General features: G+C 67.4%; 9 protein-coding genes. 4 read left to right on the top strand and 5 right to left on the bottom strand.

Annotated features, from left to right (window positions below):
• Window positions 1-13 precede the first annotated feature (13 nt).
• The 5 genes from ACW7G2_RS03430 to ACW7G2_RS03450 all read right to left on the bottom strand — a co-directional run bounded on the left by ACW7G2_RS03430 (window position 14) and on the right by ACW7G2_RS03450 (window position 6,458).
• Window positions 14-946, bottom strand: a complete 933-nt coding sequence (locus ACW7G2_RS03430) for a DUF1684 domain-containing protein (protein ID WP_456972722.1) — start codon at window positions 944-946, stop codon at window positions 14-16.
• Window positions 947-1,010: 64 nt separating this feature from the next.
• On the bottom strand, window positions 1,011-2,843 hold the full coding sequence (mutL, locus tag ACW7G2_RS03435; RefSeq protein WP_456972724.1) for a DNA mismatch repair endonuclease MutL: 1,833 nt from the start codon (window positions 2,841-2,843) through the stop codon (window positions 1,011-1,013).
• A gap of 97 nt (window positions 2,844-2,940) precedes the next feature.
• On the bottom strand, window positions 2,941-4,395 hold the full coding sequence (locus ACW7G2_RS03440; protein ID WP_456972726.1) for an N-acetylmuramoyl-L-alanine amidase: 1,455 nt from the start codon (window positions 4,393-4,395) through the stop codon (window positions 2,941-2,943).
• Window positions 4,396-4,476: 81 nt separating this feature from the next.
• Window positions 4,477-4,968 (bottom strand): tRNA (adenosine(37)-N6)-threonylcarbamoyltransferase complex ATPase subunit type 1 TsaE, encoded by a 492-nt coding sequence (tsaE, locus tag ACW7G2_RS03445; RefSeq protein ID WP_456972728.1) that lies wholly within the window; start codon window positions 4,966-4,968, stop codon window positions 4,477-4,479.
• A complete protein-coding gene (locus ACW7G2_RS03450; RefSeq protein ID WP_456972730.1) occupies window positions 4,965-6,458 on the bottom strand; it encodes an NAD(P)H-hydrate dehydratase in 1,494 nt (497 codons plus the stop codon). Before ACW7G2_RS03450 ends, tsaE begins: the two co-directional genes overlap by 4 nt.
• A gap of 25 nt (window positions 6,459-6,483) precedes the next feature.
• Here ACW7G2_RS03450 and queG point away from each other — a divergent pair, with 25 nt between their 5' ends.
• The 4 genes from queG (at window position 6,484) to ACW7G2_RS03470 (ending at window position 11,710) form a co-directional block, all read left to right on the top strand.
• Complete coding sequence (gene queG / locus ACW7G2_RS03455; protein ID WP_456972854.1) at window positions 6,484-7,566, top strand: tRNA epoxyqueuosine(34) reductase QueG; 1,083 nt, start codon at window positions 6,484-6,486, stop codon at window positions 7,564-7,566.
• 51 nt (window positions 7,567-7,617) lie between these two features.
• Window positions 7,618-9,177, top strand: a complete 1,560-nt coding sequence (locus ACW7G2_RS03460) for a phospholipase D-like domain-containing protein (protein WP_456972732.1) — start codon at window positions 7,618-7,620, stop codon at window positions 9,175-9,177.
• A gap of 117 nt (window positions 9,178-9,294) precedes the next feature.
• A complete protein-coding gene (locus ACW7G2_RS03465; protein WP_456972734.1) occupies window positions 9,295-10,395 on the top strand; it encodes a Glu/Leu/Phe/Val dehydrogenase dimerization domain-containing protein in 1,101 nt (366 codons plus the stop codon).
• 145 nt (window positions 10,396-10,540) lie between these two features.
• The gene (locus tag ACW7G2_RS03470) at window positions 10,541-11,710 is read left to right on the top strand and encodes an isovaleryl-CoA dehydrogenase (protein ID WP_456972736.1); all 1,170 of its coding nucleotides are present in this window, start codon (window positions 10,541-10,543) and stop codon (window positions 11,708-11,710) included.
• Window positions 11,711-11,760: the final 50 nt, after the last annotated feature.

Below are 11,760 nucleotides of genomic sequence, written 5' to 3' on the forward strand. Positions count from 1 at the left end.
AGTTGGTGATTGGTCAGCCTGCCGGGGCCTGGTAAGCCTTTTCACCGGCAGTAATGGCCAGGTCCAGGCGATTCTCCAGCGGCGGCAGCGGGCAGGTGGCGTAGTTGGTAAAAGCGCAGGGGGGATTGTAGGCACGGTTGAAGTCCAGCAGGACGCGGCCATTGGCATCCGGTGCGCCGGCGTCCAGATACCGGCCGGCGCCGTAGCTGCCCTGCCCCGAGGTGCGGTCGGCCAGGATCAGCAGCAGTCCATCGGCACCGTCATCCAGTGCCTGCAGGCGGAATACCTGTCCATCGCGGTCGAATTCGACCACCCCCGGATTGCCCATTCTTTCGGTACCGCCGATGAGTGACGCCACTTCAAGCATCTGTCCCGGCGGATGGGCTGAAAACCGCCCTTCGATCAACCATGAAGCATCGACCGGCCAGTAATCGATGCCGGCAAAGCGCAGCCGCGAGTCGGCGTCGAGGTGCCGCACGCGGAGCGCCCGGCGACCACCGCGTTCGATCACGCCGATCTGTCCCTGCCCGGCATCGAAATCGATCAGGGTCGGGGTGCTGCTGCGATCCGAATGCAGTTCCGCACGTCCGGTCAGACGCTCGCCGTCCACCGCCAGCTCCACGCCGCGCTCCGGGGTGAAGTACAGCCGCCCCTCGCGCTGCTGCAGCATTCCCAGCCGTGGCGGCCCCTTCGCCAGGCGCATGCCGCTTTCGCCACTGCTGCCAATGTAATGCGCGTTGAGTTCAATCCAGTGCAAGCCCACCAGCGTGGTCCAGCCGTCCGGCGCAAGCAGCCGGTCGCGGCGCTCGGCACGCCAAGCCTCCTGCCCGGTAACAAAGGCCGCATCGGCCGCGGCCGTGGCGACGGCGTCCTTCGCATCTTCGCTGCGATCGCCACTGCAACCGGCCACCGTCAAAGTCGTGCCCAGCAGCAGCGCGGCAAACATCCGGCCCCTCCCCCTGTCCAACAGCCTATCCAACAACATTTCCCCTTTATCGCGAAAGCGGCGCTCAGCGTCCGCGCATGAACCAGCGATCGATCTCGGCCAGGCTGAAGCGCGCCCAGGTCGGACGCCCATGGTTGCATTGTCCCGAGCGTTCGGTCTCTTCCATCTGCCGCAGCAGTGCGTTCATCTCGGGAATGGTCAGGCGCCGGTTGGCGCGCACGGACCCGTGGCAGGCCATGGTGGACAGCAGCTCGTCGCGGGCACTGGCCACCCGCAGGCTGTCGCCATGCTCACGCAGGTCTGCCAGCACATCACGCAGCAGCGCCTCTGTATCGCCCTCGGCCAGCAACGCCGGCACGCCGCGCAACAGCAGCGACTGCGGTCCGGTACGCGACACCTCGAAACCCAGCGCCTCGAGGATGGCTGCCCCGCTTTCGGCCACGTCCGCCTCGCGCTCGGCCACGGCCAGGGTCTGCGGCACCAGCAGCGGCTGCATGCGCAGGCCTTCGCTGTCATGAGCGCGCTTGAGTTTCTCGTAGCCGATACGCTCGTGCGCGGCGTGCATGTCGACCACGATCAGGCCGTCCGCACACTGGCTGAGGATATAGATGCCATGCAGCTGCGCGATCGCATAGCCCAGCGGCGGCGCAGTCGTAGCATCGGCAGCCGGCAGCGACGACAGGCTGCCAGCGTCCATGCCCGGTGGCTGCGATGCGACAGGCCAGGACTCCGGCGCCGCGGCAGGCGATACGTCGCCGTACAGGGCCGCGTAGCCGGCACGGGCTTCATCGGTACGCAGCGCCAGACCTGATTGCGCGGCCATCCACTGCTCCGGCCGCGCAGGGGCCGCACCACCGAAGGCACCTGCCCCGGCCGTTTCCGCAGCCGCGGCCTGCTGGCCGGCACGGGTCCCGGCCAGCACCTCGTGCAGGGTGCGGCGGACGAAGTCGTAGATCAGGCGGGACTCGCGGAAGCGCACCTCATGCTTGGCCGGGTGCACGTTCACATCCACCCGGGCCGGATCCATTTCCAGAAACAGCACGTAGGCAGGCTGCCGGCCGTGATAGAGCACGTCGGCATAGGCCTGCCTGACCGCGTGCGCCACGCTGCGGTCGCGCACGCTGCGGCCGTTCACGTACAGATACTGCTGGTCGGCGCTTGCACGTGAATAAGCAGGCTGGGCGATCCATCCATGCAGTCGCAGCCCGGCACCTTCCTGCTCCACCCGCAGCGCATGGCGGGCGAACTCCGCGCCCAGCGTTTCATGCAGGCGTTCGTCGGAAAACAGTTCGGCGCTGCCCTTGTAGCGGCGGGAAGGCTTGCCGTTATGGCTGACCCGCAGCTCCACATCCGGCCGGGCCAGCGCAAGCGAGCGCAGCCACTCTTCGATATGCCCGGTTTCGGTCCGTTCGGCACGCAGGAACCGGCGCCGCGCGGGCACGTTGTAGAACAGCTCGCGCACTTCGATGGTGGTGCCGTGCGGGTGCTGGCGCGGTTCCACCTCGCCTACCGTGCCGCCTTCCACCGCCAGCGCGCTGCCGTGATCGTCTTGCGCCTGGCGCGAGACGATCAGGAACTGGCTGACCGAAGCAATCGAGGGCAGCGCCTCACCACGGAAACCCAGCGTGGCCACCGACTCCAGGTCATCGAGCGAAGCGATCTTGCTGGTGGCGTGGCGCGAGACGGCAAGCGGCAAGTCCGCAGCCGGGATCCCGCCGCCGTTGTCACGGATCCGGATCAGGCGAACGCCGCCTTCCTCCAGTTCGATGTCCACGCGGGTGGCGCCGGCATCCAGCGCGTTTTCAACCAGTTCCTTGACCACGGACGCAGGCCGTTCCACGACCTCGCCTGCGGCGATCTGGTTGATGAGGACGTCGGGAAGCTGCTGGATGCTCACTGCGGGCGGCGCGCGGCCGTCGTTGATACCGGTCAGCGATGATACCGGGCCGCGGCGGCGCCTGTATGCAGCGCGGCCCGCAGCGTATCCCTGTCTGTCAGGGGCTGCCGCCGGAAACAGCCGCGGCCTGGCCCGCCGCTTCCGCCCTGGCGCGCGCGGCAAACAGGGTGCCCGGCGGTGGCTGGTCGGAGAAGTAGGTGTTTACCCCGTCCAGGACGGCACGTGCCACGGTGCGCTGGAATTGCGGATCGATCAGCCGCTTTTCCTCTTCCGGATTGGAAAGAAACGCGGTCTCCACCAGCATCGACGGCATGTCCGAGGTGCGCAGCACGGCAAAATTGGCCCGTTCGATATGCGGCTTGTGGTTGTTGCCTATGCGCTTGAGACCGTCGAGGATGTGCCGGCCAGCGTCTTCCGAGGCCTTCATCTGCCCGCTCTGGGTCAGATCCAGCAGCACCGAGGCCAGGGTGTCGTCGGTTTCCTCAAGGCGCACGCCACCAATCAGGTCGGCAGCGTTCTCTTTGTCGGCCAGCCACCGCGCCCGTTGCGAGGACGCGCCGCGCAACGACAGCACGTACACCGATGAACCCTGGGCATTGCGATTGTGGGCGGCGTCGGCATGGACGGAAATGAACATGTCCGCCCCGGCCTCACGCGCGAGCCGGGCGCGGTGGTTGAGGGGAATGAACACATCGGTGTCGCGGGTCAGGTAGGACTTCAGCCCGGGGGTGGTATCCACCTGGCGCGCCAGCTCGCGGGCAATGGCCAGGGTGACGTCCTTCTCGCGGGTCCCGCTGGGACCGACGGCACCGGGATCCTGCCCGCCATGGCCGGCATCGATCGCGATGACCAGCGGACGCATCACGGCCGCGGGCTGCACCGGAACAGGCGCCTGTTGTACAACGGCCTGCTGTACGACGGGAGGCGGAGGAGTGTCGATCACAGCGGGTGGCGGCGCTGCGGCCGTGGCTGCAGGCGGTGCCGGCGTCGGCACGGACGCCGCAGGCGTCGAGACGGCCGACACCTGGGAAACCAGCCGGTCGGTCGCCGCCCGGGAAGCCGCGGAAGGATTGGCAGGCGGCTGTGCAGCCGTGTCCGGCTGGGATACCTGGGCGATGATCCGTCCGATCGGATCGGCTCCGGCCGGGCCGTCACCAGGCCATTCCACCACCAGTCTGGCCCCCTCGGCCGAGGGTTCCATGCGCGGCCCGATCGCCGCCACGCTGGTGGCCAGGTCAAAGACGATCCGGGTCACGCCGGGCTCAGGCTGTCCATTACGCACGGCCTTGACCAGCCCGGCGGCCGCCGGAAGCCGGAAACCGCTGGCCAAACGGGCACCCGGCAGATCAATCACCAGCCGATCCGGGTTGGACAGCCTGATCACCTTGAATTCCGTCTCCCCGGCCAGCGCCAGCTCTGCACGCGTGCCGGTGGGACCGCTATCGAGGCGCAAGTGATTGATTTCCGTTGCCTTGGCAACGTTCCACACCAACCCGGCCAGCAGCGCTAGGCCGAGCAGCAGTTCCTGGAGTCTGGCGCCGCGAATTCGCATGGGGCCCAGTCAATCATTCCAGCCCCCCCATTGCAAGCACTTTCTCCTTGTAAATCGGGCACCTGCCGTCCCTTCCTGCAGTTACGGTTCAGGAAAGGACGCCAACTCGTCTTCGTCTGCCAAAGCTGCCAGCCAGCACTCGCCCAGCGGACTGCTTGCGACAAGCCTGGCGCTGCGGCCTGGACCATGGATCGCCAGTGCGATCGAAAGGTCGGCCGGAGGCAACCCGCCCGCCCCGCGTTCCGGCCATTCCACCAGCCACAGCCGGGCCGGCTCATCGTCCAGGCCGAGGAATTCAAGCTCTCCACCCGATCCGATGCGGTACAGGTCCAGATGCAGCGCCTCCGAGTCACCCAGCGGGTAGCGCTCCACCAGCGTGTAGGTGGGGCTGCGGATGGTTCCGGTGACACCCAGGCTGCGCAACCAGGCCCGGGCCAGGCTGGACTTGCCCGCACCCAGGTCACCTGCCAGGTACACCACACCCGGTCCTGGCTGGCTGGCTGCCAGCAGGCGCGCCAATCGCGCGGTTGCCGCCTCGTCGGGCAACACCAACTGCAGGGACGGTCCGCTCATGCGTTTACCAACCGGCGCAGCGGGGCGAAAAGATCCGAGGCAAGCATTCCGCGCTCTCCTTCCTGTGCGGCCATATCGCCGGCGACGGCGTGCAACAGCGCGCCCGTGCAGGCTGCTTCGAACGCCGGGTAACCCTGCGCGCGCAGCGCGGCAATGATGCCGGTCAGCACATCACCGGTGCCGCCGGTCGCAAGGCCCGGGTTACCTGCGCCAATCACCCGCGGTGTTTCATCCGGTGCCGCCACCACCGTGCCGGCCCCCTTGAGCACCACGACGCAGCCGAACTGTTCGCACATGGCGCGTGCAGCCACCAGGCGATCAGCCTGCACCTGGGCGGTGGTGGTTCCGAGCAGACGTGCAGCCTCGCCCGGGTGCGGTGTCAGCACCGTGTCCGCCGCAAGTTCCGGGCGGTCCCGCTTGGCCAGCAGGTTCAATGCGTCTGCGTCGAGCACCAGCGGCTTGCCTCCACCCAGGGCCACTCCGAACTGCGCCGAACCCCATGCTCCCTGTCCCAGCCCGGGGCCGATGGCGATCACGTTGGCGCGTTCGATCAGCTCCCGCAGCGCCCCCGCGCCTTCTACCGCCCGGGCCATCACCTCCGGTCGGCGGGCCAGCATGGCGGCCACGTGCGCGGCGCGCGTGGCCACGCCCACCAGTCCAGCGCCGCAGCGCAGGGCCGCTTCGGCCGTGAGCAGTACGGCTCCTCCAGTGCCCTCGTCTCCTCCGATACACAGCAGGTAACCGGCATCGCCTTTGTGCGCACCGCGGCGCCGCGGCGGGAAGCGGCCGGCCAGATCCGCCGGGCGCAGGCACACGGCAGCGGGTTCGATTGCGGACAACAGCTGTTCCGGCAGATCCAGCGTGGCTACCGAGGATTCGCCAGCCCAATCGAGCGCTGCCCCCGTGTGCAGGCCCACGTGGGCACCGATGAACTGCAGCGTCGCCTGCGCCCGAATCGCTGCGCCGGGCACCGCGCCGGTATCGGTGTCGACGCCGCTGGGCGCATCCAGCGCCAGCACCGGTGCGCCGCTGGCGTTGATGGCCTCGACCAGCCGCGTGGCATCCGCCTCCAGCGGGCGCGACAGGCCGATGCCGAACAGGGCATCCACCCATATATCCGCCGCCGGCAGCCGGCCCTTGAATTCCGCGACACTGCCGCCCGCAGCAACGTACTCACGGCATGCGCGCCCTGCCAGTTCCCCGCGCGGCTCGTGCCCCGGCAATCGCAGCACGGTCACCCGCCGCCCCGACTCAAGGGCCTGGCGCGCCAGGACATAGCCGTCGCCACCGTTGTTCCCCGGGCCGCAGACCACCACGACCTCCTGCGCCTGCGGCCAGCGCTGCAGCAGCTCGCGCCAGGCGGCCTGTCCCGCCCGGGACATCAGCGCAAAGACATCGCCGCCCAGGTGCGCAGCAGCAGCCACCTCCAGCGCGCGCACCGCCTCGCGTGTGTACAGAAGACCTGACCAGGCTGGCGGGGGCGCACTCATGGCCCGGATTCTATACTTGGCCATCATGTCCAGCCCCGACGCCATCGCCGGTTCCTGCGATCCGGCGGCAATTGCCGCGCGGATCCGGGCGCTCGCCAGCGCGGCCGGGTTCCAGCGCTGCGGTATCAGCGGCGTTGAACTCGGTGAAGACGAGGCCCACCTGCACAGCTGGCTGGCCGAGGGCCTTTACGGGGACATGGACTGGATGGCCCGCCACGGCAGCAAGCGCTCGCGCCCACAGGAGCTGGTGCCCGGCACCCTGCGGGTGCTGTCCGTCGGCCTGGATTACGGGCCCGACAGTCACGACGAGGCCTGGGCCACCCTGGCCGACAGTGAGCGTGCCTACGTGGCCCGCTACGCTTTAGGGCGCGATTATCACAAGCTGATGCGCAACCGCCTGCAGAAGCTGGCGGCACGGATCGCCGATGAGATCGGCCCGTTCGGCTTCCGCGTTTTCGTCGACTCCGCACCGGTGCTGGAACGGGCCCTGGCGCGCAACGCCGGCCTGGGCTGGATCGGCAAGCACACCTGCCTGATCGACCGCGATGGCGGCTCCTGGTTTTTCCTCGGCGAGATCTACCTCGACCTGCCGCTGCCGGTCGATACGCCCGCCACCGCGCACTGCGGCAGCTGCACCCGCTGCATCGATATCTGCCCGACGCAGGCCATCGTGGCTCCGAACCGGCTGGACGCGAGGCGCTGCATCTCCTACCTGACCATCGAGCACGAAGGGTCGATCCCGGAACCGTTGCGCCCCGCCATCGGAAACCGCATTTTCGGCTGTGACGACTGCCAGCTGGTCTGCCCCTGGAACAAGTTCGCCCGCCGCACCGACGAGCCCGACTTTCGCGCCCGTAACAATCTGGATACCGCCAGCCTGGCCGAACTGTTCGCCTGGGAAGAAGACGAATTCCTGCGCCGCACCGAAGGCTCGGCGATCCGCCGCAGTGGCCATCGCCGCTGGCTGCGCAACATCGCCGTGGCCTTGGGCAACGCCCCCACCACGCCCGAAGTACTGTCCGCCCTGCGCTCGCGCGCCGACAGCGAAGACCCGCTGGTGCGCGAGCACGTCGCATGGGCCCTGGCCCGCCACCACCGCCCCGCGTAGGAGCCGTTCTCCCTACAATTGGAGCGCTGCCCGGGGAACATGCGACCGATGATGACCAAGCGAATCAAAAGGATCTTTGGCTGGAGCCTGTTTACCCTCGGCACGCTGGTGCTCAGCGGCATCCTGCTGGCCGATCATTTGACCCCACCCGCCACTGGCACACCCAGCCATGCCCTTCCGGTCCAGGCCGACCAAACCCTGCTGGACCAGGAGCTGGCGCCGCTGCTGGCCCGCCGGCCCGGGCAGAGCGGCGTGGTGATGCTGATTGACGGGCGCGACGCGTTCGCCGCCCGCGCCATCGCTACCCGCCGCGCCGGGCGCAGCATCGACCTGATGTACTACATCTGGCAGGACGACCTGGCCGGGCACCTGCTGCTGGGCGAGCTGCGGGAAGCCGCCGAACGTGGGGTCCGAGTGCGGATGCTTCTCGACGACATCAATGCCAAGGGCAAGGACGGTGCCCTGCTGGCAATGGTGGAACACCCGAACATCGAGGTGCGGGTCTACAACCCGTTCCGCAACCGCGACGGCATCGGCCGACTGCTGGAGATGGTGCAGCGCAGCTGGAGCATCAACCACCGCATGCACAACAAGGCGTGGATCGCCGATGGCCGGGTGGCCGTGGTGGGCGGGCGCAACGTGGGCGTGGAATATTTCGACGCCGCCGAGGACACCAATTTCCGCGATCTGGACGTGGCCCTGTTCGGCCCGGCGGTTGAAGAGGCCAGCGCCATCTTCGACACCTTCTGGAACAGCGAGCAGGTGGTGCCGATCTCGGCCCTGAACCGCAAGTCGCGGCGCACCCTGGAAGCGGTGATGGAACAGATCCGCGAGGAAACCCGCAGCCCGCAGGCGCGACGGTTCCTGGACAAGGTGGACACCTCCGACAACGTGCGCCGCTACATCACCCAGACCCTCACCCCGTACTGGACTGATCGCATCCGGGTGCTATCCGATCCTCCCGACAAACGCCCAAGCGAAGACCGCTCGCAGTGGCTGATCCACGCCATCCTTGAGGATCTGGCGTCTGCCCGGCACAAGGCCCTGCTGATCTCGCCCTATTTCGTCCCCGGCAGCGAGGGCGTGGTCGCCCTTGCCAACGCCGCGCGGCGCCATGACGCCCACGTAGGCGTGATCACCAATTCGCTGGTCGCCAACGACGTGCTGGCCGTGCACAGCGGTTACAGCAAATACCGCGAACTGCTGCTCAAGGCCGGGATCCACCTGTACGAAACCAAGGCCGATGTCGCCACCGATTCCAGCCTGTTCGGCAGCAGCGGCGCCAGCCTGCACACCAAGGCCTATCTGGTGGACGACCGGCGCGGGTTCGTGGGCTCGTTCAACATGGATCCGCGCTCGATTAACCTGAACACCGAAATGGGGGTGCTGTTTGACGATCCCGAGCTGGCGGGCGCACTGCGCGAGGAGTACCTCACTCTCTCGAGTGCGGAACTGAGCTACTGGCTGTATCTGGACCAGAAAAACAGGCTCCGCTGGCTCGACGGCGCTACCGATCCACCCACCGTCCACACCAGCGAACCGGGCGCTTCACTGCTGCAGCGCAGCATTGTTCGCGTGCTGCGCTGGCTGCCGATCGAATCGCAGCTGTAGCCGCGGGAGCGTAGAATACCGACCCTATCGGCGCCCCTGCGGCGCCGCGCTCACGTTCAGATTCCACCCACCAGACACGCCGGTCCGTGCAGATCACGGGCCGCCACGGAGCCAGCAATGATTTTCGAACAACTCGACACTTCCGGCCACGAACAGATCGTGTACTGCCACAACAAGGACGCGGGCCTGAAGGCCATCATCGCGATCCACAACACCGTGCTGGGCCCGGCCCTGGGCGGCACCCGCATGTGGCCCTACAAGAGCGAAGCCGAGGCCCTGAACGACGTGCTGCGCCTGTCGCGCGGCATGACTTACAAGAACGCCGTAGCCGGCCTGAACATCGGCGGCGGCAAGGCCGTGATCATCGGCGATCCGGCCAAGGACAAGTCCGAAGCGCTGTTCCGCGCCTTCGGCCAGGCCGTGGAATCGCTGGGCGGGCGCTACATCACCGCCGAAGACGTGGGCATCGATGTCAACGACATGGAGTTCGTGTTCCGCGAAACCCAGTACGTGACCGGCGTGCACCAGGTCCACGGCGGCTCGGGCGATCCGTCGCCGTTCACCGCCTACGGCACCCTGCAGGGCCTGCTGGCCACCCTCAACCGCAAGCACGGCAACGAGGAAGTGGGCAATTACAGCTACGCCGTCCAGGGCCTGGGCCACGTGGGCATGGAGTTCGTGAAGCTGCTCAAGGAGCGCGGCGCGAAGATCTTCGTCACCGACATCCATCAGGGGCTGATTGACCAGGCCGTGTCCGAATACGGCGCCGAAGCTGTGGCCCCGGACGAGATCTACGACGTCGACGCCGACGTGTACTCGCCGTGCGCGCTGGGCGCCACGGTCAACGAGGACACAGTGCAGCGTCTGAAGGCGAAGATCATCTGCGGCTCGGCCAACAACCAGCTGGCCAACAACGAGATCGGCGACGAACTCGGCAAGCGCGGCATCCTCTACGCCCCGGACTACGCGGTGAACGCGGGCGGCGTGATGAACGTGTCGCTGGAGATCGAAGGCTACAACCGCGAACGCGCCATGCGCATGATGCGCACGATCTACCACAACCTGACCCGCATCTACGAAATCGCCGAGCGCGACAGCATCCCGACCTACAAGGCGGCCGACCGCATGGCAGAAGAGCGGATCGAGCTGATCGGCAAGCTGAAGCTGCCGCTGGGCCGCGCGGCACCGCGCTTCCAGGGTCGCGTCAAGGGAAGCTGATCCCAGGCTTCGCCTGGATCAGCCCAAAGTTGCTTTGCAACTTCGGGTCCCGCTTTGTGCTTCCAAAACCCCGCCGCTTCGCGGCGCCCCCTTTACTAAAGGGGGCTTGGGGTTCCCAGCTTCACCGAGAGATTTGAGGTCGTATATGCGAGCGTTTCCGCTGGGCGAAGAGATTGATGCACTACGCGATGCGGTGAGGCGCTTCGCAGAAGCGGAGATCGCCCCTCGCGCGGAAGAGATTGACCGCGACAACGCGTTCCCCCAGGAGCTGTGGCTGAAGCTTGGCGAGATGGGCCTGCTGGGCATGACCGTGCCGGGCGAGTTCGGCGGCAGCGAGATGGGCTACCTCGCCCACCTGGTGGCGATGGAGGAGATCTCCCGCGCCTCCGGATCGGTCGGGCTCAGCTACGGCGCCCACTCCAACCTCTGCGTCTCCAACCTCTACGCCAACGGCAATGAAGCCCAGCGGCAGAAGTACCTGCCCAAGCTGTGCAGCGGAGAGTGGAAAGGCGCGCTGGCAATGAGCGAGCCGGGTGCCGGCTCCGATGTGGTGGGCTCGATGGCCTGCCGCGCGGAATTCCGCCGTGAAGCCGGGCGTGACGGCGAGTGGATCGCCAACGGCAGCAAGATGTGGATCACCAACGGCCCCGAGGCCGACGTGCTGATCGTCTACATGCGCACTGCCGGCAAGGAGGCAGGCAGTCGCAGCATGACCGCGTTCCTGGTGGAAAAGGGCATGCCCGGCTTTTCCACCGCGCAGAAGCTCGACAAGCTCGGCATGCGCGGCTCCAACACCTGCGAGCTGGTGTTCGAGGACTGCCGGATTCCACAGGAAAACGTGCTGGGCGAAGTCCACCTTGGCGTCAAGGTGCTCATGCGCGGACTCAACACCGAGCGCCTGGTGCTCACCGGCGGACCGCTGGGACTGATGCAGGCGGCGATGGACATCGCCCTGCCCTACGTGCGTGATCGGCGGCAGTTCGACGTCGCCATCGGCAGCTTCGGGATCATGCAGGCCAAGATTGCCGACATGTACACCGCGCTGCAGTCCAGCCGCGCCTTTGCCTACCAGGTGGCGCGGGATTTCGACGCCGGACACAGCTCCCGCGTGGATGCCGCCAGCTGCCTGCTGCACGCCTCGGAGTCCGCCGTGCAGGTGGCACTGGAGGCCATCCAGTCGCTGGGCGGCAATGGTTACATCAACGAATACCCTACCGGCCGGATCCTGCGCGACGCCAAGCTCTACGCCATCGGCGCCGGCACCAACGAAATCCGCCGCATGCTCATCGGCCGCGAGCTGTTCGAGGACCGGTAATGCGTCGGGGGCGTAGCCCCGACCTATGTAGTCACGCTGAGGGCCACGGT

The organism is Luteimonas sp. A277 (assembly GCF_054052045.1).

Coding starts and splice junctions, on each gene's coding strand:
- ACW7G2_RS03440 (WP_456972726.1), bottom strand. CDS start 4,395: ATGCGAATTCGCGGCGCCAGACTCCAGGAACTGCTGCTCGGCCTAGCG.
- ACW7G2_RS03430 (WP_456972722.1), bottom strand. CDS start 946: ATGTTTGCCGCGCTGCTGCTGGGCACGACTTTGACGGTGGCCGGTTGC.
- ACW7G2_RS03450 (WP_456972730.1), bottom strand. CDS start 6,458: ATGAGTGCGCCCCCGCCAGCCTGGTCAGGTCTTCTGTACACACGCGAG.
- ACW7G2_RS03470 (WP_456972736.1), top strand. CDS start 10,541: ATGCGAGCGTTTCCGCTGGGCGAAGAGATTGATGCACTACGCGATGCG.
- queG (WP_456972854.1), top strand. CDS start 6,484: ATGTCCAGCCCCGACGCCATCGCCGGTTCCTGCGATCCGGCGGCAATT.
- tsaE (WP_456972728.1), bottom strand. CDS start 4,968: ATGAGCGGACCGTCCCTGCAGTTGGTGTTGCCCGACGAGGCGGCAACC.
- ACW7G2_RS03465 (WP_456972734.1), top strand. CDS start 9,295: ATGATTTTCGAACAACTCGACACTTCCGGCCACGAACAGATCGTGTAC.
- ACW7G2_RS03460 (WP_456972732.1), top strand. CDS start 7,618: ATGACCAAGCGAATCAAAAGGATCTTTGGCTGGAGCCTGTTTACCCTC.